Raw genomic sequence first — 22,479 nt, forward strand, 5'->3', positions numbered from 1 at the left:
TATCAGCCTGGCGTAATGGAATTAAACACGAGGTGTAAGATGGCTTATCTGGAATTTCGAAATATTCAGTTGAAATATGATCAGCGACTGATTTTTTCAGGCTTTAATCTGGCAATTGAACGTCAGGAAAAAGTTCTTTTTTGTGCGCCTTCGGGCCGGGGAAAGACCAGCCTGGTTAAAATGTTGCTGGGATTTGTGATACCCGATGTCGGTGAGATTTCGGTGGCAGGGGTTACCCTTAGCGGTGCAACTGTCAATCAGATTCGCAGCAAAATTACTTATGTCAGTCAGGATGCCGATCTTCCCAAAGGGAGGGTTAGCGATGTTTTTGCGGACGTTTTTAAATATCAGGTTAATCGCCATTTAAGTTATCACGAAGCCGTTTTGAGTGAGTGGCTTACGACCATGGCACTGCCGCCAGACACCCTGGAAAGAGATGTCGATGCGCTGTCCGGAGGCGAACGGCAACGGTTGGCTCTGATTCTGGGGATTTTGCTGGATCGTGACATCTGGATTCTCGATGAAATCACCACCGGACTCGATCTGGAACTCAAGACAAAAATAGTGGAGTTGTTGTTGGGCTATGATAAAACCATTTTAGTGGTCTCCCACGACGAAATTTATCAAAATCGGGGACTGCGGGAGGTGAATTGGTAATGGGCGTTCAGGAAATCCCTTTTTATACCCCGTTGTTGTTGTTGATCTTTGTGGTACCGATGGCAATTATCAACAATAAACTGGGAATTGGCCTTAATAAACGAATTATTTATGCGCTCTTCCGGATGACCGTTCAGTTGGTATTGGTCGGTTTTTTTCTGCAATATATCTTCTTATTTAACAACCTCTGGGTAAACTCGGCATATATTTTATTTATGATCGGAGCGGCCGGGTTATCGACAGTTAAAACCTGCGGATTGACGATCAAAAATCAGTTTATACCGATTGTGATCGGATTTGGAGTTCCCAATCTGGTGATGATTCTTTTTATCAACCAATTTGTGATTGGTCTGGATAATATTTTTGATGCCCAATACTACATCCCCCTGATGGGCATGCTCTTGGGCAACAGTCTGAGCGGTAACATCATCGGGATCAATACCTTCTACAACGGTTTAAGGAAAAATGAGCGGCAGTATCAGTACCGGCTGGCCTTGTCAGCCAATCAGTGGGATTCGACCCTGCCCTGGTACAAGGAGGCAATTATCGCCTGCATGAATCCGATTATTGCCTCCACCGAAACGATTGGTCTGGTCTCTCTGCCGGGGATGATGACGGGCCAGATTCTCGGCGGTTCGATGCCAATGACGGCGATTGTCTACCAAATTGTGATCATGGGGGCGATTCTGATTTCCCGTTATTTTGGGATTCACTTCTCGATTCTGTTAACCCGGAAACAGGCCTTCGATGATTATGACCGGCTAATCATTTAATCTTAGCACAAAAAATTCCCGTTAATCAAATAATTAGTTCATTTATTTCTACCGTTGATCGTGATAAGATGAATAAACATTGAATTCGTTTAAAAATTGCGAGGTAGCAGATGTCCTATAAAGATTTAACCCCCAGTACTGTCATTGACTATATCAAAGCATCTACGGATATTTTTCCAGCTAATGCCCAACTAGAGGTTTATGAGGTCGGTGGTGGCGAGGACGACGGCGATGGTTTTGTCAACCATATTTATCGGATCTGGGATGAAACTGGCAAGTCGGTTATTCTCAAACAGGCCAAACCCTATTTGAAGCTATTTGGTGAAGGAGCGCCGTTGACTGCCAAACGTAACCAGCTGGAATCGGAAATCATCAAATTGCGAGCCGCCATCACCCCCGAGTATCTGCCGGAAATGTATCACCTCGATCCCGATAACAATCTTTTTATTTATGAGGACTGCGGCCGTCTGAAGATTATGCGTTTTGAATTGACCCGGGGCAAGCGTTTCCCTAAATTCCCCCGGCAGATGGGCGAATTTTTGGCCAAATCAAATTTTTATACTTCCGAGATTTATCTGGATCAGATTGCCCATAAGGGGCTCGAATGCAAATTTATGAATCCCGAGATGCGGGTCATTATGGAAACAATCCTGTTTTTGCGGGAGTCTTTTATTGAAGGAGAAGTTGATTTACCGGCAGGTGATCCCAATCATCTGGCGATGAGTGATCTACTTTGGGAAAAGCGGGAACTGCGGGTGGAGCTGCTGAAGCTGCGGGGCATTTTCATGAAGAAAAGCGAATGCCTGGTGCATGGCGACTTGCATACCTCCAACATTATGATTGACGAAAATGAGATGAAAATCATTGATATGGAATACCCATTTATGGGTCCATCCTCATCCGACACCGGCTATCTGCTGGGCAACCTGGTTTATGAATACATTGCCTGGTTCCATCATGAAGAAGGCACCAAAGCCTCCCGGAAAGCCTACCGCCAGGAAATATTGGGTTACATCCGTGATTTAATTACCGAATATCAGCGGGTTTATTGTGCTTGCTGGGATCAGGATGCCAAGCCGATGTATCGGGAGTACACTGAGTATCGGGATGATTTGTTGCGAACTTATATCAAAGAGGTCTGCGGTTTCACCGGTTGCCAGATTGTCAGTCGGGTTGGTGGGATTGTGCCACTGCCGGACTTTGATGTGATTAAAAATCCGGTTAGCCGAAACTGTGCAAGACGTCTGTCACTGCTGATTGCGGATGCACTGATCATGAAACGGGAAGAAATGGAATCGGCAGAAGACATCATTTCGCTGATTGAAACTATTACCTATCGCTATTTTGATGTGATGAAGGCGTTAAAAAACCAAAGTAAAGCCAGTCAATAAAACCTGTATATGAAAAACTCAAGTGATTTTCTCACTTGGGTTTTTTGTATGGTGAAATGTCAGTCGAGGGAATGTTTATTTTTACAGAAATGTGGTAGAATAGTAGTACGAAAATAGGTTGGAACGAACAGAAATCTTTTTTATAAAAAAAGGAGGGCTAAGCAAAACAAGGGGTTATTAAAAGCCGGATGGGTAACCGGAAACGCGTCTGAAATCGGTTGCAATCAAATCGGCCGATCAAGCTGCGGTTAAGAATTTGGGATAACAGGCAGAAAGGGAATTCCAGCTATTCGCGTAAAATTATCATTCAGGAGGAAAAAGTCATGAAAAAAAATAAATTAACAGTTTATCTTGTGGCCATAACGATTATGATGGTTTCGGTTCTTTTGATGGGGGCCAGTTGCAGTGCAACATCGGCTAACGTCAGCAATGCAGTGATGACAACCGGAGTGGATGACAGTTCATTACCGATTGATGAAGTCACCTCATTTCCAGTCAATACCGACGTTTATGTAGCAGCGGAATTGCACAACGCACCGGATGATACCGACATAACCTTTATCTGGTATCTGGAAGATCAGGTAGTCGATTCCGTTACCATCAATAACGGTGATGTCAGTGATGCACCATTGTGGGGTATTCTACCTGCTGAGTTGGTTACCACGCCGGGGAACTATGCTGTTGAAATTTACATTGATGACCGGGAAGATCCCGATACCGTCAACGAATTTGTTGTTAAATAAAGAAGCAGCAAAGGAAAGATTAATCAAACGATGGAAAAAAATGAAATAATCGCGAGTATTGCCAGACAGTATGAAGAAAACGGAATTGCCTGTAAAGTTGGTGGTGAAACGGATCTTTCAGTAAATCAGGAATTAATGGATGCCAAACACGCCACGGGGAAAATAAAAATCCATTATGAAAATCTGATTTTATTGAAGGAAGCGGAAAAGACGATTTATTTTTGGGAGTTGTCTAAAGAAATAAAAAGCGGTTTTTCTGTTGGATTCAGCAGTGAAAGCTTTTCACAAAGTGGGGCAACCTTATCCCGGAAAGTAAAGGCGGTTCAATACAGCACGGATGGAAAGGTCTACGAATATAATTTTGATTTGGGGCAGTTTAACAAAATTGCTAAAACTGTTGCCAAGGAAAACGGTTGGAAATTCAAGGTCGTGTTGTCAAAGAAAAAAGCATTATACTGAAATAGCGCAGGCAAATGCCTGCGCTTTTAAATGCCATTAAAAAGCTGCGTTAGATAATTCATAGGGTGTTTCCTGATAAACGTAGTAATTTAGCCAGTTGCTAAACAGCAGATTGGCATGTCCCCGCCAGCGCACCACCGGCGGCTGAGTCGGGTCGTCATTAGGGTAGTAGTTGATTGGAATATTGATTGGTTTACCCTGGGAAACATCACGGTCATACTCACCCTTTAATGTCAGGGGATCATATTCACTATGGCCGGTGACAAAAATCTGGCGGCCATTTTGAGCCATGACGATATACACCCCAGATTCCTGTGAGGTGGCCATGATTTCCAGATCGGGATGGGCCTCAAGCAGTTCTCGACGGATTCCGGTGTGTCGGGAATGGGGCACGTAAAAAGTATCATCAAAGCCTCTAAAGAGTTTGACATAGTCTTGCTCCAGATGGTGTTCAAAAACACCAAAGGCTTTTTCGGGTAACAAATACTTCTCAATCCCATAATGATAATAGAGCCCGGCTTGGGCACCCCAACAGATATGCAGCGTGGAAAAGACATTGGTTTTGCTCCAGTCCATAATCTCGGTGAGTTCATCCCAGTAGTCAACCGCCTCAAACGCCAACGTTTCGATTGGAGCCCCAGTAATAATCAGGCCATCAAACCGTTGCGCTTTGACATCTTCAAAATAACAATAGAAAGAGCCCAGATGTTCAGACGGGGTGTTTTTACTTTCATAGGTTTTTGTTTGCAACAGGGTTACCTCAATCTGCAGCGGTGTATTCCCTAATAGTCGCAGCAGCTGCGTTTCAGTGGTGATTTTAGTCGGCATCAGATTGAGAATGGCAATTTTTAAGGGCCGGATATCCTGATGACTGGCCCGGTCAGCATCCATTACAAAGATGTTTTCATTGGTCAGAATCTGACTGGCGGGCAGATTTGTGGGTATTTTTATCGGCATTGGTTTACCTCCGGGTGGTTGATTAAAAATTAAAGCGCCTGAGAAAAGGCCTGATCGAGATCAGCCAGAATATCATCACTGTGTTCCAGTCCAATCGACAAACGGATCATATCTTCGGTCACACCGGCGGCAATCAGGTCTTCACCAGACAATTGCTGATGGGTAGTGGTGGCAGGATGAATCACCAGTGATTTGGCATCGGCAACGTTGGCCAGATGCGTAAACAGGGTCAGGCTATCAATAAATTTACGGGCGGCGGCGATGCCGCCTTTGATGCCAAAGGTGAAGATCGAACCAGGGCCTTTTTTAAAGTACTCATCAGAAAGAGACTGATAAGGATTATCAGGGAGTGACGGATAGTTAACCCAGGAAACCTGAGGGTGGTTGGTCAAGTAAGCGACGACTTTCTGAGTGTTTTCAAGATGCCGATCCAGGCGCAACGACAGGGTTTCCAGACCCTGTAACAGCAGAAAGGCATTAAAGGGACTGATGCAGGCACCGGTATCCCGGAGTAGCTGAACCCGGGCTTTGACAATAAAAGCCGCAGCGCCGATATCAGTGGTGTAGGTAATACCGTGATAACTGGCGTCGGGGGTGGTGAACAGCGGGAAGCGGCCACTGCCAGCCCAGTCAAAGCTGCCGCCGTCAACGATGATACCGCCAATGGTGGTGCCGTGCCCACCGATAAATTTGGTGGCTGAATAAACCACGATGTCGGCACCAAAATCCAGTGGCCTAAATAAGTACGGGGTGGCAAAGGTGTTGTCGACAATCAGTGGCAACCCGTTGTCGTGGGCGATTTGGGCCACGACTTTGACATCGACAATATTAATAGCCGGATTCCCCAGAGATTCGATATAGATGGCCTTGGTATTTTCGTTGATGGCAGTGCGGAAATTTTCAGGATCATCCGGGTTAACAAAGGTCGTTGTAATACCGAGCCGGGGCAGGGTGGCGCTTAAGAGATTATAGGTTCCTCCGTAAAGGGTGGATGTGGCCACCAGCTCATCTCCAGCACCGGCGATATTAAGAATGGTAGCGGTAATCGCTGCCGAGCCGGAAGCAAAGGCCAGGGCTCCAACACCGCCTTCTAAAAGTGCCATCCGTTCTTCCAGCACACTGGTGGTGGGATTCATAATCCGGGTGTAAATATTGCCCGGTTCTTCCAGACCAAATAGCCTTTGGGCGTGTTCGCTGTTATCAAAAACATAAGAGGTGGTCTGATAAATGGGAACTGCCACCGCATGGGTGGTGGGATCAGGGCTTTGCCCGCCATGGAGCTGGAGCGTTTCAAATTTTCGGGTATCCTTCATAATCATATCTCCTTATATCGCATTAATGAATTACATATCATACCAGTAGGAATTATAAGCAATATATCATAATGACCAGATCTTGTCAATACGTAAAGCAAAGAATGAAAAATTAACATGTTTTTAATCACTATTTATTTGACATTGATAAAAATTAGGTCTATAATAAACCAAAATACACGTTACAGTTCAACAAGGTTGTGGAGAAGTTCATTTTCTCCGTTGTAAGGTGTCCTGAGAGGAATATCATGGCAGAGTTAAGAAGAAACTTAAATGAATATTATTACGTTAACACCCAAAGCTATTGGTTTTTTAGCTTTGGTTATTTTGCGTACAATCAATTAAGTTCCTTTGAGAATCCGAACCCATGAGAAATTTTTAGCGATACAGGTGTATTGAATAAAAGTTGATTTTTAGGAGGCTTCTTAGGAAGTCTCCTTTTTTTTTCGCAAGTCAAAGGCCAAAGATCATGCTAGCAATTTGGATGCTGACTGCGAATCACCAGAAATCAGTAAGGCGGTTTCTGGTGGTCTTCGGTGCACAGAAGATAAAAAATGGGGCCGAGTAGTCAGTTCGTAAATTAATGGAGGAAGAAAATGATAATAGTTGTTAAGCCCAACACAAAAGAAGAGGATATTCAGAGGTTAATCAAGATGATTGAAACACAGGGATTAAACATTCATTACTCAAAAGGTGTGGATCACACCATTCTAGGAATAGTAGGGGATACAACCTTGGCAGATGTGGAAAAAATTCGTTCAAACCGTATTGTGGAAAATGTGCTCAGAGTTCAGGAACCCTATAAAAAAGCCAATCGGCTGTTTCATCCCGATGACACCATCATTAATGTTAAAGGCCGAAAAATCGGCGAAGGGACAATCAGTGTGATGGCTGGCCCCTGTTCGGTAGAGAGTGAAGAACAGGTCGTGGCGATTGCCAGAAGTGTTAAAGCTTCCGGGGCAACCTTTCTGCGGGGTGGAGCTTTCAAGCCGCGAACCTCACCCTATGCGTTTCAGGGTCTGGGATACGAAGGACTGGAGTTGCTTAAGATCGCCAGAAAAGAAACCGGACTGCCGATTGTCAGCGAACTCATGTCGCTTGAGCATCTTGAGGCTTTTGAAGATGTCGATATTATTCAGGTAGGTGCCAGAAATATGCAGAATTTTGATTTACTCCGGGAATTGGGAAAAATTGATAAGCCGATCCTGCTTAAGCGGGGGATGTCATCGACGATGCAGGAATTCCTGATGTCGGCTGAATACATCATGAAGGAGGGCAATGATAAGGTCATTCTCTGTGAACGGGGAATCCGTACCTTCGAAACCGCCACCCGAAATACCCTGGACATCAGCTGTATCCCGGTGCTCAAACAAAAGAGTCATTTGCCGATTATTATTGACCCCAGTCATGCCACTGGATTGTCATGGACTGTTGAAGCATTGACAAAGGCTGCGATCGCTGCCGGTGCTGATGGCGTGATGATCGAGGTTCATAATAATCCTGAAGAAGCGCTGTGTGACGGTGAACAGTCAATTACGCCGGAACAATTTCATAAAATCATGATCACGGTCAAAAAATACGCTGAATTTGAGAACAAGGTGATGTAATGAAAAAACGTGAAGATTCCATCGTTGGCTTTATCGGCCTGGGTCTGATGGGCGGGGCTTTGGCCATGGGACTCAGGAAACAGGGGCCCAGAGAAATCTGGGCGTATGACTTAAATCCGTCGGTGATTAAAAAGGCGTTGGATCAGGGAGTGATTGACGAAGGGGTCTGGGATTCGGCGGGGCTTCAAAAAATGCTGCCCCAATGCGATCTGGTGTTTATTTGCCTGACCCCAATGGACACCCTGGCTTTTTTAGCCCTGTACATGGAAGACTTCAAACCGGGGGCGATTGTCACGGATATAATCGGGGTCAAAGAAGTGGTTTTTAAAAACCTTGGCAATTTGCTACGCAAAGACATTGATTATATTCCCGGACACCCGATGGCGGGCAGTGAAAAAGAAGGGTTCGGCGGGGCTGATGATCGGATCTTTAAGAACCGGAATTATATTTTGACCCCTCTGCCCACCAATCAGCCGGAGAATATTCAGTTAATCCGGGACATCGTGACCGATCTGGGCTTTAACCATATTGTTGAAACCACCACCGAAATTCACGACCAGAAAATAGCCTTCACTTCTCAACTTTGCCATGTGATTGCGGCGGCACTGGTGGATTGCGAGGACGATCTGTCAATCACTGATTTTGAAGGCGGTAGTTTTGGTGACCTGACTCGAATTGCCATGATCAATGCCCCGATGTGGACGGAATTGTTTATGTGCAACCGCAAAAATCTGCTTGATCAGATCGAGAAATTTGAGGCCAGCCTGGTTGCCATGAAGGAAATGATTCGTTTGGATGAAAAAGACGAATTGATTGATCGACTTCAATCAGTTCGGGAAAAACGTATTGCCATGGGGGAGATTCGGGCGGCGAAAAGCTTAAAAAAACTGTGAGTTTGCTTAAGAGATATGCTGTGAAAACTATTACATCAGCCTGAAAATGATTACGCTATTGACTTAATTTAATATGGGAGTATACTCTAGATAAAGAAACATTTGAAATTATAATTTTTGGTGGGAACAAAACGAAGAGGGTAAAAGTTAAATAAATAATTGGAGCAAAAAAATCATGAAATTATGTCATCTGCCATCTCTTGGTATGAGAAACATAAAAACGGTGCTGGCAGTATTCATCTGTGTGGTGGTATTTGCAATAATGGGACCGGAGTTTAATCCATTGTTTGCTGCAATTGCAGCGGTGCTTACCATGGGACCGAGCATTGAAAATTCCATCGAAACTGGTTGGAATCGGATATTGGGAACGATCTTTGGTGGAATAGCGGGGCTGCTGGGCATTTTTATTGCTAACTTAATCCCATATGAATACGCTTATGTAGTTATTATTCCCTTGGGAATTATGATCCTGATTTATTTATGTAATAATTTTCACAAAGCGGGTGCCATTGTGATTACCTGTGTGATGTTTCTCAGTGTGATGACGACCTATCCCCAGGAAATGGGCAGTTACATGCTGGCAATGTTAAGGCTGCTTGAAACAGCGTTTGGGATCATTGTGGCGTTTTTAATCAATCGGTTTATCAAGGTTCCGGAATGCGACGAAAAGTCAGCTGATGAGGGAACACAATCGGAAAAAGAGCTGGTCACCGGGGCAGAAAAACCGGGTAGTGATCATCAGAGATTTAAAGTGTCGAGTTTTTTGTATATGCTATTTAAACCCTAGGTTTTACGTTTTTTCTGGATTTTTGTGACGTCTGGACAAACTAAAATATAATTACCCCTCCCCTTAAAAAAGAGACCACTCGAATACCAGGTGGTCTTTTTTTTAGTGAAAAAATTATTTAAGATGGCCGATCACTGTCAGTTTATCCCTGAAGATCGTAGCCAGTTCGGATAAGGCAAAAGGCTTGATACTGGCAATTACGGTGGTCGCCGGACCGGTGGAATCCACCACATTCAGATCATTGGGCATCGTTTTAAACTGGCACTGATGAATGGCGGCAAGATTGGTGGCTTCGTACAAAATTCCCTTGGAGCCGCAGGGTATAATCTCATTAACGGCGGGATTTTTTATTAAGGTTTGAAGATCCTGATAATTGGCGATTTCTGGATCATCATCGAGAACAAGAGCGGCCCCGAATTTGGGCTTGCCAATACAGATCAAGATATCCCCTGGCGTAGAGGGGGTGATTCGTAATTGCGGGGCGATGCCCGCAACAAAAATGCCAAAGCCGGTCATACAGGTTTTGAAATTTTCTTCAGTTGAACCGTTAATGGGTAGTTCCCCGATGCCAGCCCGAGCCAGTTCTTCCTTAATTCCCTGGATCAGAGCGGCGCCAGTGGGCTCCATTTCACCGACGATGGTATTGGAAAGACTGATAATCTCGGTGCCGCAGGATAGCAGCTCAAAAAGACAGACCCGGGTGGCAAAAATCGAAATATATTTAGTAGGAACACACAATTCGTCCCCGGGCTTCTCCCCGACACCTCCGCTACTGTCACAGGCCGTGACCAGGAGGGTATCGGGAAGCTCAATGACCGATAGGTCACGATATTGATAGGTATTCATAAGATCCTCCTTCGGGGGGAGTGGTTTTCCATATAGTGAAACTGTCGTGGACTTGGTGAATTATTTGGTTACTGCACAAACAGATTTAATTTAGGACTGCCATGATTGGGTTTCGTTTACCGAAGCGACCTGATTTTTAACGGATTGTGGTAAGGCTTTAAAAATCAGGGCTGCAATCAGGGCGTTGATGCCACCGACAAGGGCCAGAGGCAACATCATTGCGATGACACCAGGCCAGGTTAACATCGGGATCAGCAGCGGTGAACACAGTAACAAAAGAATCGGACCGTTAAAGACGGCGGCAACGATAACGCTGACAATCAGAGCGACGATTTCGTTGCTGGCTTTTTTAACAAAAACATAGGTATACCAGGTGGCCACCATGATCAGTCCCATTCCCAGACCAATGGCAAGGTGAACCGGTAGGGTCATCGGGAATCCTGAGGTGAGGGCGGTTAAAAGATGACCAATAATCGCAATAATTGCGCCAGCCACAGGGCCCATCAGCAGGGTGCCTAAAAAAGCCGGTAGTGAATCAAAGGCAATGGTGCCAAAGACTTTTAACTGAGCACCTACAAAAGAAAGGGCGATTAAAAGTGCCATAAAAACTAATTGTCGGGTGTTGATTTTCATAACAAACTCCTTGATTATTATTATAAAGCATTTGATAGCCAAAGAAAAGACGAACCGATTCCAGTGCCAAACAAAAAAGCCCACATCCAATACAGATGTGAACTTTACCGTCGTCCAAATGGAATCATTTTTGGCAGGTCTCCTGAGTCCGCTTCATCGCATCTTGTCCCTTCCCGTGAGGTGGTGATGACAAGTGCTCCAACGATACAGTGGTGGGTCCCTACAGGATTTCAACCTGTTTCCCTATTCTCCTTTTACAAGGCACCAAAAAAGCTTTATTTACTTGGAAGCATAATAGCATATCGGGAATCGATTTGTCAAATTAAAATTGACTGGGACTAATAATCAGTCCAAGCAAAAAAAGCAAACCGGGAATTGAGAATTTTTAGAATGGGGGTAAATTCTGGTGTAAATCAACCCCGAAAAAACCAGACCGATCGAAAATTTCTGCCAAATATTCCAGCTATAATTCATTGTCTAAAACCCATGGAGTATGATACAATACAGCTCAAAATGATTAATACTATGAGGTATAAAAATTGATTCTAATGATCGACAACTATGATTCTTTCACCTATAATTTAGTCCAGTATCTGGAGGGACTCAATGAAACGGTGATCGTAAAAAGAAATGATAAAATCACTCTCGACGAGATTGCAGCGATGGCACCGTCGATGATTGTTTTATCACCGGGGCCATGTACCCCCAACGAATCCGGCATCTGTCTGGATGTGGTTCACCGTTTTAAGGGACAAATCCCGATTCTGGGAATTTGTCTGGGCCACCAGATCATTGGTCAGGCCTTTGGCTGTACGATTACCAAAGCGCTGGAGCCAGTTCATGGCAAAGTTCATGCGATCGCCCATGACAATATCGGAGTCTTTGACGGTCTTAATAATCCCCTGAAGGTGACCCGATACCATTCTCTGGTGGTGGAAAACCGGGATATTCCCGATTTTTTTGAGATTACCGCCCGAACCGATCAAAATGAGATCATGGGGATGCGCCATAAAAACTACCCCATTGAAGGGGTGCAGTTTCATCCCGAAGCGATTCTCACCGAAATGGGTATGGAATTATTGGATAACTTTTTTCAAGCAACAAAAGAAAATGGTGCAAGATGCTAATACAAGAAATAAAAACCGACTTAACCAGTTTTGAAAGCTATCTTTTATTTAAAGATGACCCCTATAGTTTCTTCCTCGACAGCGGGAGAGACCCGGACAGCCTGGGACGTTATTCATTTATCGGCGGGGATCCGTTACTGGTCTTTACCAGCAAGGACAATGACATCACCGTTAAAACCAAGACGGAGACGAAAACGGTTACGGGCGATCCTTTTGCTGAACTGCAAAAACTCTTAAAACAGTATAAAATGGATTATTCATCGCCGTTTCCGTTTATCGGCGGAGCGGTTGGTTATTTTGGCTATGACCTCTGTCATCATCTGGAAACTTTCCCCCGGACGGCAGTGGATGATGTCAATGTCCCGGATTGTTTTATGGGCTTCTACGATGGCATTGTGATCGTCGATCATAAAGAAAACAAAACCTATGTAGCCGCCCTGGGGATTGAAGAAAACGAAGCAGATATTGTCAGCCGTTTGGTAAAAAAATTTGTTGGTGATCCCAAGGTCGCCATTCGTTCGGACTTTAAAATCAATGAAAATCTGGAATTCCGGGGTAATTTTACCAAACCGGAATATCTAAAAGCCCTGGATGCGGTGCATGAGTATATTTTAGCTGGAGATATTTATCAGACCAATCTGACGCAACGTTTTAACGCTGATTTACAGATCACGCCTTTGGAGCTATACAGTGAACTGCGAAAGATTAACCCGGCTCCCTTTGCCAGCTATATCGATTTTGGGGTCGGTCAGATTGTCTCTAGTTCGCCGGAGCGATTTATTCTGGTTCAGGGCCGAAACATTGAAACCCGACCAATTAAAGGCACCATGCCCCGGGGCAAAACCCCGGCCGAAGATGCCGCCAATCGTGAAACGCTGGTCAACAGCGAAAAGGATAAGGCCGAGCTATTGATGATTGTCGATCTGGAACGAAACGATCTCGGAAAAATCGCCAAAACCGGCACCGTTAAGGTACCGGAATTGTTTAAACTGGAAGAATACCAGACGGTCTTTCACCTGGTTTCCACGGTGATTGCCGAGTTAAAAGACGAGCTGGATGCCATCGACTGTGTTAAGGCGACCTTCCCCGGCGGTTCGATTACCGGGGCACCAAAAATTCGGGCGATGGAGATTATTGATGAACTGGAGCCGACCCAGCGAAACATTTATACCGGTTCGATTGGTTATATTGGTTTCAATGGTGATCTGGATCTGAACATCGTCATCCGGACAATTGTCTGTAAGGATGGCAAAGGCTATTTTCAGGTCGGCGGCGGGATTGTCTGGGATTCCGACAATGAGTCCGAGTATCAGGAAACCTTTGATAAGGGGCGGGCCCTGATGGATGCATTGAAACGGTATTAAATACAACTGTGTTACTTAAGTGCCGTGAGCTTTACGACCACTTTCGCACAAAACAATTGTTACACTGTATGGCGGACAGTTCGCTGAACTGTTCGCCTACACGTTACACAATTGTTTGTGGAAACTGATCGTAAAGCAATAGTTGTTCGTAATTTAAAATTATGCGGTTTCCAAATAGAGGGAGAAAAATGGACTACGTCAGTTATAATGGGGAAATTTCAAAAAAACCGCAGATGCCGCTGGATCAGGGCTTTCTTTATGGCTATGGGGTGTTTGAAACCATCAACGTGGCTCAGGGCAAGCTGGTTTTCTTTGAGGATCATATGGAACGGCTCAAACAGAGTGCCCTGGTGATGGGCCTGAAGCTTAATCGCCATCCTGATCAGATCCAAAGCGAGTGTCAGCAGATCATCGCCAAAAATACGATGATTCGGGGCGGCCTGAGGGTGACGCTCAGTAAGGGCGTAAAAGCTGATAATTTGCTAATCACTGCCCGGGAAAACCATTATGATCGTCGGATGTTTGAACAGGGACTAAAAATTTGCACCAGTGATACGATCCGCAATGAAAAATCCCGGCTGGTGAGCATCAAGTCCAACAATTATCTGGAGAATCTGCTGATATTAAATGAAGCCAAAGCCCAGGGGTTTAGCGAAGCGATTTTTTTTAACACTCAGGGCTATCTGGCGGAAGGGTGTATGACCAATATCTTTTTTATCAAAAACGGCCGAGTCAATACTCCGGCAAGGGATTGTGGGCTACTGGCCGGGATTGTCCGCAACCGGGTGATCGCGTTGCTAAAAACCAATCAGATCCCGATCACAGAGGGGTATTACAGCAGTGATCAATTACTAGCTGCCGACGAGGTTTTTATCACCAATTCGCTGATGGAAATCATGCCAGTGAAGCAGCTCGATAAACGGTACTACGGGGTTGGATCGGAAACGCTGACTACCCGGATCGATACGTTGTTTCAACAAACCTGGGGGCAGCGTTAAACGTTTGGATAGTTTGAATTATTAATTAGCCAAAATGAAGCACCAGCCTTGCCATGGAGAGAAAAATTTGTGGCAGGGCTTTTGTTGATGAAAAAAGCGTAATAATTTGTGACCGCTTTTGTTAATTGGAAGCAAACTGTGTTAAAATACGTTTAATAAACAAAATAAATAGCGGGAGCTAAAACCAACGCAATGGTTGTTTTGGTAGTACAAAATGGCAAGCTGCCAATTAATTTTAAGAAGCATGAGGTGATAAAATGAGTACACAATTGGATCGCGAAAAAGCATTGGCATTGTTAAAAGAATACAACGAAAGTGAATCCCTGGTTAATCATGGTCTGGCGGTTTCGGGGGTGATGGAACATTTTGCCAGACTGGAAGGCGAAGATCCGGAGTACTGGGGCATTGTCGGTCTGCTGCATGATCTGGATTATGAAAAATACCCCGATCAGCACTGTGTTAAAGTGGTCGAAATTTTGGAAGCGAACGATTACGAGCGCGCCTTTATCAATAGTGTGGTCAGCCACGGCTTTGGTCTCTGCGCCGACGTCGAACCCACCCATCAAATGGAAAAAATTCTTTATGCCACCGATGAACTGGCTGGGCTGATTACTGCCTGTGCGTATATGCGGCCCTCCAAAAGCGTTAATGATCTGGAACTGAAATCGGTGAAAAAGAAATTTAAAACCGCCAGTTTTGCCGCCGGGGTTAATCGGGAGGTGGTTGCCAAAGGCGCCGAAATGGCTGGTTATTCGCTGGATGAGCTGATGCAGGAAACAATTCTGGGCATGCGGGCCGTGGCTGACGACATCGGCCTGGGAAGTAATGAAGCTTAATCTTCCGACTCCGGTAGAACAGGCCTTTAAGCAACTGGAAAGCTGTGGATTCTGTGGATATCTGGTGGGCGGCTGTGTTCGGGATTTTTTGCTGGGCGCCCCGCCGACGGACTTTGATATGACCACCGACGCCACTCCGAATGAAATAATTAAGTGTTTTGCCAATCATCGGGTCATTGAGACTGGCATCCGCCACGGTACAGTTACGGTCATAATTGAAGGAATGGCGATTGAAATAACCACCCATCGGATTGAAGGTGATTATTCGGACAATCGCCACCCGGATACAGTAGCATTTACCCGAAACCTGGCCGATGACCTGGCCAGGCGGGATTTTACCATTAATGCGATGGCCTATCATCCCCAAAAAGGTTTAATTGATTTGTTTGCGGGCAGTCAGGATCTTAAGAATAAGATGATCCGCTGTGTTGGCGATCCTTCCCAAAGAATGGCTGAGGACGCTTTGCGAATTCTACGGGGCCTCCGTTTTGCCGCAGTTCTGGGGTTTGATCTGGAACCCGAAACCGGCAGGGCAATCCGGCAAAATTGTGGACAACTTCGTCATATTTCGGCCGAGCGGCTTGCCGTTGAACTGGATAAACTGATCTGTGGAAAAAGTGCCAAAGCGATCATCCTGGCAGAAACCGCCGTGCTGGGGGTGGTGATCCCGGAACTTTTGCCAGCTAAAAACTTTGATCAGAGGAATCCCCACCATTGCTATGATGTTCTGACCCATACGGCGGTGGCCATGGAAACATTGGCACCGGTGCCCCGGCTGCGCTGGGCGATGTTGTTTCACGATCTGGGAAAACCCGCAACCTTTACCCGGGATGCGGATGGCGTCGGTCATTTTAAAGGTCATAGCAAGGTATCGGAAGGGATGGCCCGGGAGCGCCTCACCGCTTTGCGGCTTAGTAGAAATACCGTTGATCAGGTTTGTCTGCTGGTAAAATACCACGATACCCTGATTGAGGCCGATAAAACCAGCATTAAGCGTTGGCTGAATCGTTTATCGGAGCCGCTGTTTCGTGATCTGATTGCAATCAAGCGGGGCGATAACCTGGCCCAGGCGCCCCAGTATCGTGACCGATTGGTGTCGTTGAAAAAACTGGAAGTACTACTGGATCAAGTGATTGCCGAAAAGGCCTGCTTCTCGCTGAAAGACCTGGCTGTTAACGGCCACGATCTGATTGACATGGGGATCACCAACGGGGTCGAAATCGGTCGGATTCTTAATCAACTGCTGGCCGGTGTCATGGACGAAGTTTATCAAAACGAAAAAGAAAATTTGATGGAAAAAGCAAAGGAGATACACAAATGTTAATTGACACCCATGCCCATATTGACGATCAGAAATTTAATGAGGATCGCGAAGCGGTACTGGAAAATGCCCGGGCTGCTGGAGTGGAGCTGATCATTAATCCCGGTGCGGATGAAGCCTCCAGCTTCCGGGCCGTGGCAATGAGTGAAAAATACCCGATGGTTTATGCCACGGTGGGGATTCATCCGCATGATGCCAAGGATTACGATACCCACAAACACGACGCCCTGTTAACGGAATGGGCAAAAAAAGAAAAGGTGGTTGCCATTGGCGAAATCGGTCTGGACTACCACTATGATTATTCCCCCCGGGATGTCCAGCAGGAGGTCTTCATCCGCCAGCTGATGATCGCTAAAGCGGTGGCGCTGCCGATCGTGATTCATAACCGGGAATCGATGGAAGATATGGTTCGGATCTTAAAGGAATATTTTGCGCCGGAGTACGGTGGCATCATGCACAGCTACAGTGGCTCGGTGGAAATGGCCAAGGTCTTTTTGGAGATGGGCTTTCATTTGTCGATTTCCGGCCCGCTGACTTTCAGCAATGCCCGGAAACTACCGGAAGTTGTCGCAATGATGCCGCTGGAGCGGTTGCTGATTGAAACGGACAGTCCTTACCTGACACCGACTCCCCATCGCGGCAAACGAAATGAGCCGGCCTATGTGGGTTTGGTAGCGGCTGAAATTGCCCGGATCCGGGGGATGGCGGTGGAAGAGGTGGCCGAGATTACCACCCGAAATGCCAAAAGGGTATTTGGTATTGGTGAAAAGACGAAATAAATAAAAAACGCAAATCAATTATTCATTTTCCTTGACAATCAATAAAAATTCAGATAAAATGTTTAGCGTACCTTCGGGACAGAAAATGAATAAAGGGGTATCGCCAAGCGGTAAGGCAATGGACTCTGACTCCATCACTCGCAGGTTCGAATCCTGCTACCTCTGCCAAAAGAAAGTTAACCTGCTCTTTAAGATGTCTTAAAAAGCAGGTTTTGTCATATCTAATTGTTTGATGGTGGTAATCATCAAATCGTGAAAAAATAGGAGAAAATCATGTCGGATCAAAAAATCAGCGTCTTTGATATTTATGAATATCTTCCACAAACTAGTTGTAAAAACTGCGGTGAAAATAACTGTATGGCTTTTGCCGAAAAACTATTGCAGGGGAAAAAAAATATCGGTGCCTGTTCGGCCCTCAGAATAGCAATTAATGAAGAAAACCGCCAGGAAATTCAGAAATTAATCGATAAAAATAGAAACTAATGAGCAGTCAAACAATCAGCATTGTTTGTCTGCTTTCGTCTTTTTTAGTATAATCTAAATAACAATAAAAGAAATGATCCTGATTAATCTGACGACGATTGACCTGTGGTAAGCGGGATGGCCAAAGAAAGAATCAGGTCAACGATGGAGAAGAAATGGAAAACCCCAAAATCCGGATTTTTATCGCCGATGTCCGCAGCTTATCGAAGCCCAACCGTTTAGGAGCAGCCATGAAAGCAGTATCAACAGAACGGCAGAAAAAAGCCGAGCGGTTAAAAGCACCGGCAGCGAAGGCACTTTCAGTTGGTGCTGAAATATTATTGAAAAAGGCATTGGCGCAAAGTTATGATATTGATGGACCACTGGTGATCGAGACCGGAGCATCTGGTAAACCATGGTTTGCTGATTATCCGGAGATCTGCTTTAACCTCTCCCATTCCGGTGATTACGTGGTCTGCGGTCTGGGTTCCCGACCGGTCGGGGTGGACATTCAAAAAATGGCTCAGCCGAAACTCAGGCTGGCTAAACGCTTTTTTGCCCCAAGCGAGACAGACTGGCTTATAGCTTTGCCACAAGAAAAACAGAAGCAGGGCTTTTATGATCTTTGGGCGCTAAAAGAAGCGTATATGAAATACACTGGCAAAGGCTTTAATTTGCCGCTGCATACTTTTGCGATTGACTGTCACCAGGAAGTGGCAATAAATCCTGAAACAGCTACTATTTCAGAAGGGCAAAAAATGCCGGTGGTGTTTAAAAATTATCCGGAGCTGGAAGGCTATGTTATCTGGTCTGTCACGGATACAGTTGATTTTCAGGAGTGTCTGGAGTGGGTCACATTATAGGAGCAAATTAATGGGAATACCAACAAATCAAAAAGAAAAACTGCAAACCCTGTTCATTACCTTTTTTAAAATCGGACTGTTCACCTTTGGTGGTGGATATGCAATGATCCCGCTGATCGAATACGAAACGGTAGAGCGGCATCGGTGGATAAAAAGCGAGGATATTCTGGATATTTTTGCCATTGCCGAAGCCACTCCCGGAGTCATTGCCATCAATACGGCAACCTTTGTTGGTTATAAAGTGGCTGGTTTTTGGGGTTCGTTGCTGGCAACCCTGGGGGTGGTGATTCCGTCCTTTACAATTATCAGTGTAATTTCCCTGTTCTTCCAGGAGTTTCAAAGCCTGGAATGGGTGGGGTATGCTTTTAAAGGGATTCGAGCCGGTGTCATTGTGTTAATCTTGGGAGCGGTGGTTAAAATGGGCAAAAAGGGGGAGTACACGCCACTGACGGTGCTGATCTTAATGCTGGCCTTTAGTCTGGCATCCTTTACCGATATCAATGTCATTTATCTCTTGCTGGGTGGTGCTGTAACGGGCCTTTTTTATCAGGTCTGGTTAAACCGAAAACAAGCGGATGATAAACGTGACGAGGTGAAAAAATGATATATCTCGATTTATTTATAACCTTTTTCAAAATTGGCTTGTTTACCATCGGCGGCGGATATGCGATGATTCCGCTGATTCAGCAGGAAGTGGTGGATCACGGATGGCTGACGCTATTGGAGTTGACTGATTTCATTGCCGTGGCGGAATCGACCCCGGGGCCATTTGCGGTAAATATTGCCACCTTTGTGGGTATGGAAATGGGTGGGCTTCCGGGAGCACTGACCACCACCACGGCGGTGGTGTTGCCATCTTTTATCATTATCTTGCTGATTGCCAAAGCGTTCACCAACTTTCAGCAGAACAAATGGGTACAGGGGGCTCTTTATGGAATGCGACCGGTGGTAATTGGATTGATTGCCTCGGCAGTATTGCTGCTGATGTCCAGTGGATTTATTGGTCATGAGGCGCAAATTAACTCAGTCGGCGGTTTTTTTGCCAGTCTTCAATATCTGGAAATCATTATTTTTAGTATTTGTGTCTTTGTTTATTTTCGCTTCAAACTCCATCCGATCAAATTGATCCTGATTTCTGCGGCGTTGGGGATGTTGTTTTTTGGGGTATTGCCGATGTTTTATTAGGTGCTGAGATCTACTGTTAAGCAGTAGGTCTTTTTTTGTCAAGAATACCGATGCGGTTTTGGCAGAAATGACTTAAGGAATAATTAAAACGGTGTGATAATCACAGAAACATCACAGAAACATCACAAAAACATGATATGTTAATGAGGATGACACAAAGATGTCATAAAAGCCTGCTATGATAAAAAAAAGGAGGAATTGAGATGACTGTTATTATTGATGTGTTAACAGCCTGGCTAAGCGTTATTTTTGCCGTTTTGTTGTCCATCATCTACTTATTGCGAATTGTCAATAAGGGCACTAGAAAAAATGAAGTTATCGCAAAAATCAATCACAATTTGAGAAATTCACATAAAACCATGGGAATCGCTTTTGTGATCACTGCCTGTATTCATGGGTTCTTTTCCTCGGGAGAAATTCTGTCATTTAATTTTGGAACCCTTTGTATGGTCATGGGAGTTCTGTTGGGACTAACCTATTTCCTCAGAAAAATGCTCAGGGGAAAGTGTACCTGGATTAAACCGCACCGCTGGTTAACCGTGGTACTGATTGTTTTTCTGGGGGTTCATCTTTGGGAGGTTGGCGGAATCATGGGCCCAGAAGTCTTTTTTAACAGATCATTAAAGGAAGTCGAGGCTTCGGTAGAAAAATTATATGGCACAAAAACGGTTTCAGCAACAGCCGAGGCTGATCAGGGCAATTCCGTAACAGCAGAAAACTCCAGTGTGTCGACAGCGGAAAGTACCCCGGCAACGACAGTGGATGCCTCTGTGACCGATACGGTGATGACCAAAACCAATCTGTTTTTGGGCAGTGTCGATTTGCAGGACGGCACCTATACCGGGGTGGCTGAAGGTTACGGACCAGAGCTGACAGTTAGTGTTACGGTGGCTGATAATGTGATTACTGCTGTTTCGGTGATCTCTCATAATGAAAACAATGTCAAATATTACGGAAAGGCTATTGATGCAGTACCGGCCGCCATCATCGCCGCTCAGACTCCGGTTGTGGATACCATTTCCGGGGCAACCTATACTTCAACGGGAATTATGCGGGCCGTTATCAATGCACTGGAGCCAGCCGTGATTTCGGGAACCTTACCCAGCCTGTAAGATGATGTAGCTGATTTTAGTTACACGGATAAAAAAAGCGGAAAATGTGATTAGACAATTAAAAGTCTTTCGGTTATGGTCATAAATGATAAGACACCCCTGTTCTTTAAGTTTCTTAACGAATGAAATTTAAAGCGTTGGGGTGTTTTTTAATATAAAATTATTTCAATATTTAGGCAAAAAGAGGGTAACAATATTTAAAAAGCGCAATTTAAGTTTAGCCGAAAAAATTTTAAGGAGGGTCGGACATGCCAAAAATGTCAAATATTGAAACGATCAAACAGCGGGAACAACCTACTCTGGTTATTCGAACGATTACCAGGGTCGAAGAATTGCCGCAGTTAATCGGTGAGAGCTACGGAAAGATTGGCGCCTATCTCAATGAGATCGGGGAATTGATGACCGATGTACCATTTGTTGCCTATCATAACATGGATATGCAACATCTTGATGTAGAAATCGGATTTCCGGTAGCCAAATCATTGCCTGGACAGGGCGACGTCAAACCGGGACTGATTCCAGAAGGAAAAAATATCTTTTGCATGTATCGGGGGCCTTACGCCGAAATGGAACCGGTTTATGGGGAGATGGCACAATGGTTTGAGACCAATCACTGTCAACCGGAAGGAATTGCCTATGAATATTATTATAATGATCCGACGTTTCCGGAAAGTGAATGGCTCACTAAAATTGTAATGCCGATTAAATAATGATAGAGCAGTTTTACAAAGGTAAACTGCTCTATCAAAAAATGTCAGCTCACATGTTTTAGTCAGACAAAAGCTCTTTTGCTACCAGGGCATTGGTTTGACATAGCATGGCTAATTCTATACAGGAGGAAGAAAGATGAAATTTGAATTAAGAGATTGGAAACTGGATGATGCGGAAAGTTTGGTTCATTATGCCAATAACCCCAAGGTTGCCTGCTTCTTGCGAAACTCGTTTCCATCACCCTACACGCTGGATGATGCCCATATGTTTATTGATCAGTGTATGCACCGAGATCAGACCAAACAGTCAATCAAAGCCATCGTCATTGACAATGAACCAATTGGTTCGGTGGGATTACTGCTTCAGGATGATGTCAGCTGCAAGACGGCCGAATTGGGATACTGGTTGGGTGAACCTTTCTGGGGAAAAGGGATTATGACCAAAGCGATTATGCAAACCTGTGAAAATGGCTTTGCCAATTTTGATATTTTTAGAATCTATAGTCGTCCTTTCGTTGATAATACCGGTTCCCGAAGAGCGCTGGAAAAGGCAGGCTTCCAGCTGGAAGGAATCTGCAAGAAAGCGATATTCAAAAACGGGAAGATCACTGACTATTGCATGTATGCCCTGATTAAATAAATAGAATAATAAAATAGCAAAAA

25 protein-coding genes, 1 tRNA gene and 1 riboswitch are annotated in these 22,479 nt (G+C 44.9%); of the genes, 22 read left to right on the forward strand and 4 right to left on the reverse strand.

Translation table 11 applies throughout. The features are described 5' to 3' along the window. The first annotated feature begins 39 nt into the window (after positions 1 to 39). From Q7P33_RS00595 to Q7P33_RS00615, 5 genes are all read left to right on the forward strand, one after another. Entirely contained in the window at positions 40 to 657 is a 618-nt protein-coding gene (locus Q7P33_RS00595; protein WP_303866292.1) for an ATP-binding cassette domain-containing protein, read from the forward strand. Beyond that, positions 657 to 1,430 carry an ABC transporter permease gene (locus tag Q7P33_RS00600; RefSeq protein ID WP_303866294.1) on the forward strand — a complete coding sequence of 258 codons (774 nt, stop codon included), beginning with the start codon at positions 657 to 659 and terminating at the stop codon, positions 1,428 to 1,430. The genes Q7P33_RS00595 and Q7P33_RS00600 overlap by 1 nt, the downstream gene beginning before the upstream one ends. 110 nt (positions 1,431 to 1,540) lie before the next feature. Then, the gene (gene mtnK / locus Q7P33_RS00605; protein WP_303866297.1) at positions 1,541 to 2,821 is read left to right on the forward strand and encodes an S-methyl-5-thioribose kinase; all 1,281 of its coding nucleotides are present in this window, start codon (positions 1,541 to 1,543) and stop codon (positions 2,819 to 2,821) included. Positions 2,822 to 3,144: 323 nt separating this feature from the next. Further along, positions 3,145 to 3,564: a hypothetical protein gene (locus Q7P33_RS00610; protein WP_303866299.1), complete on the forward strand. Its 420-nt coding sequence runs from the start codon at positions 3,145 to 3,147 to the stop codon at positions 3,562 to 3,564. A gap of 30 nt (positions 3,565 to 3,594) precedes the next feature. After that, the gene (locus tag Q7P33_RS00615) at positions 3,595 to 4,023 is read left to right on the forward strand and encodes a hypothetical protein (protein WP_303866301.1); all 429 of its coding nucleotides are present in this window, start codon (positions 3,595 to 3,597) and stop codon (positions 4,021 to 4,023) included. A 36-nt stretch (positions 4,024 to 4,059) separates the two neighbouring features. Here Q7P33_RS00615 and metA read toward each other — a convergent pair whose 3' ends face one another. Next, entirely contained in the window at positions 4,060 to 4,980 is a 921-nt protein-coding gene (metA, locus tag Q7P33_RS00620; RefSeq protein WP_303866303.1) for a homoserine O-succinyltransferase, read from the reverse strand. Positions 4,981 to 5,009: 29 nt separating this feature from the next. After that, positions 5,010 to 6,293 (reverse strand): O-acetylhomoserine aminocarboxypropyltransferase/cysteine synthase family protein, encoded by a 1,284-nt coding sequence (locus Q7P33_RS00625; RefSeq protein WP_303866306.1) that lies wholly within the window; start codon positions 6,291 to 6,293, stop codon positions 5,010 to 5,012. 596 nt (positions 6,294 to 6,889) lie between these two features. On the opposite strand from Q7P33_RS00625, the gene aroF reads away from it, so the two are divergent. From aroF to Q7P33_RS00640, 3 genes are all read left to right on the forward strand, one after another. Further along, positions 6,890 to 7,900 (forward strand): 3-deoxy-7-phosphoheptulonate synthase, encoded by a 1,011-nt coding sequence (aroF, locus tag Q7P33_RS00630; protein ID WP_303866309.1) that lies wholly within the window; start codon positions 6,890 to 6,892, stop codon positions 7,898 to 7,900. Next, positions 7,900 to 8,793, forward strand: coding sequence for a prephenate dehydrogenase (locus tag Q7P33_RS00635; RefSeq protein ID WP_303866311.1), 894 nt, complete (start codon positions 7,900 to 7,902; stop codon positions 8,791 to 8,793). Before aroF ends, Q7P33_RS00635 begins: the two co-directional genes overlap by 1 nt. Before the next feature lie 205 nt (positions 8,794 to 8,998). Then, on the forward strand, positions 8,999 to 9,580 hold the full coding sequence (locus Q7P33_RS00640) for an aromatic acid exporter family protein (RefSeq protein WP_303866313.1): 582 nt from the start codon (positions 8,999 to 9,001) through the stop codon (positions 9,578 to 9,580). A 114-nt stretch (positions 9,581 to 9,694) separates the two neighbouring features. Here the strand turns inward: Q7P33_RS00640 and Q7P33_RS00645 are convergent, their stop codons facing one another. Further along, a complete protein-coding gene (locus tag Q7P33_RS00645; RefSeq protein WP_303866316.1) occupies positions 9,695 to 10,426 on the reverse strand; it encodes an alpha-ribazole-5-phosphate synthase in 732 nt (243 codons plus the stop codon). Between the two features lie 90 nt (positions 10,427 to 10,516). Next, complete coding sequence (locus tag Q7P33_RS00650; protein WP_303866319.1) at positions 10,517 to 11,059, reverse strand: ECF transporter S component; 543 nt, start codon at positions 11,057 to 11,059, stop codon at positions 10,517 to 10,519. A 114-nt stretch (positions 11,060 to 11,173) separates the two neighbouring features. Continuing rightward, positions 11,174 to 11,343: riboswitch (cobalamin riboswitch) on the reverse strand. A 255-nt stretch (positions 11,344 to 11,598) separates the two neighbouring features. Here Q7P33_RS00650 and Q7P33_RS00655 point away from each other — a divergent pair. From Q7P33_RS00655 to Q7P33_RS00720, 14 genes are all read left to right on the forward strand, one after another. Further along, positions 11,599 to 12,186: an aminodeoxychorismate/anthranilate synthase component II gene (locus tag Q7P33_RS00655; RefSeq protein WP_303866322.1), complete on the forward strand. Its 588-nt coding sequence runs from the start codon at positions 11,599 to 11,601 to the stop codon at positions 12,184 to 12,186. After that, complete coding sequence (pabB, locus tag Q7P33_RS00660; RefSeq protein WP_303866325.1) at positions 12,180 to 13,550, forward strand: aminodeoxychorismate synthase component I; 1,371 nt, start codon at positions 12,180 to 12,182, stop codon at positions 13,548 to 13,550. The genes Q7P33_RS00655 and pabB overlap by 7 nt, the downstream gene beginning before the upstream one ends. A gap of 188 nt (positions 13,551 to 13,738) precedes the next feature. Next, entirely contained in the window at positions 13,739 to 14,548 is an 810-nt protein-coding gene (locus tag Q7P33_RS00665; protein WP_303866328.1) for an aminotransferase class IV, read from the forward strand. A 257-nt stretch (positions 14,549 to 14,805) separates the two neighbouring features. Continuing rightward, entirely contained in the window at positions 14,806 to 15,384 is a 579-nt protein-coding gene (locus Q7P33_RS00670) for an HDIG domain-containing metalloprotein (RefSeq protein ID WP_303866331.1), read from the forward strand. Continuing rightward, positions 15,374 to 16,708: a CCA tRNA nucleotidyltransferase gene (locus tag Q7P33_RS00675; RefSeq protein WP_303866333.1), complete on the forward strand. Its 1,335-nt coding sequence runs from the start codon at positions 15,374 to 15,376 to the stop codon at positions 16,706 to 16,708. Before Q7P33_RS00670 ends, Q7P33_RS00675 begins: the two co-directional genes overlap by 11 nt. Then, the gene (locus Q7P33_RS00680; RefSeq protein WP_303866335.1) at positions 16,702 to 17,484 is read left to right on the forward strand and encodes a TatD family hydrolase; all 783 of its coding nucleotides are present in this window, start codon (positions 16,702 to 16,704) and stop codon (positions 17,482 to 17,484) included. The genes Q7P33_RS00675 and Q7P33_RS00680 overlap by 7 nt, the downstream gene beginning before the upstream one ends. Positions 17,485 to 17,577: 93 nt before the next feature. Continuing rightward, positions 17,578 to 17,652, forward strand: a tRNA-Gln gene (locus Q7P33_RS00685). 105 nt (positions 17,653 to 17,757) lie between these two features. Continuing rightward, entirely contained in the window at positions 17,758 to 17,967 is a 210-nt protein-coding gene (locus Q7P33_RS00690) for a (Fe-S)-binding protein (protein ID WP_303866338.1), read from the forward strand. 155 nt (positions 17,968 to 18,122) lie between these two features. Next, complete coding sequence (locus tag Q7P33_RS00695; RefSeq protein ID WP_303866340.1) at positions 18,123 to 18,809, forward strand: 4'-phosphopantetheinyl transferase superfamily protein; 687 nt, start codon at positions 18,123 to 18,125, stop codon at positions 18,807 to 18,809. 10 nt (positions 18,810 to 18,819) lie between these two features. Then, positions 18,820 to 19,413 (forward strand): chromate transporter, encoded by a 594-nt coding sequence (locus tag Q7P33_RS00700; RefSeq protein ID WP_303866342.1) that lies wholly within the window; start codon positions 18,820 to 18,822, stop codon positions 19,411 to 19,413. After that, complete coding sequence (locus tag Q7P33_RS00705) at positions 19,410 to 19,994, forward strand: chromate transporter (RefSeq protein WP_303866344.1); 585 nt, start codon at positions 19,410 to 19,412, stop codon at positions 19,992 to 19,994. The genes Q7P33_RS00700 and Q7P33_RS00705 overlap by 4 nt, the downstream gene beginning before the upstream one ends. A gap of 203 nt (positions 19,995 to 20,197) precedes the next feature. Further along, positions 20,198 to 21,106, forward strand: a complete 909-nt coding sequence (locus tag Q7P33_RS00710) for an FMN-binding protein (RefSeq protein WP_303866347.1) — start codon at positions 20,198 to 20,200, stop codon at positions 21,104 to 21,106. Positions 21,107 to 21,354: 248 nt separating this feature from the next. Continuing rightward, positions 21,355 to 21,816: a GyrI-like domain-containing protein gene (locus Q7P33_RS00715; protein WP_303866349.1), complete on the forward strand. Its 462-nt coding sequence runs from the start codon at positions 21,355 to 21,357 to the stop codon at positions 21,814 to 21,816. A 136-nt stretch (positions 21,817 to 21,952) separates the two neighbouring features. After that, positions 21,953 to 22,456, forward strand: a complete 504-nt coding sequence (locus Q7P33_RS00720) for a GNAT family N-acetyltransferase (protein WP_303866352.1) — start codon at positions 21,953 to 21,955, stop codon at positions 22,454 to 22,456. Positions 22,457 to 22,479: the final 23 nt, after the last annotated feature.

Source organism: Acetobacterium wieringae (assembly GCF_026646375.1).
GTDB lineage: Bacteria > Bacillota > Clostridia > Eubacteriales > Eubacteriaceae > Acetobacterium > Acetobacterium wieringae_A.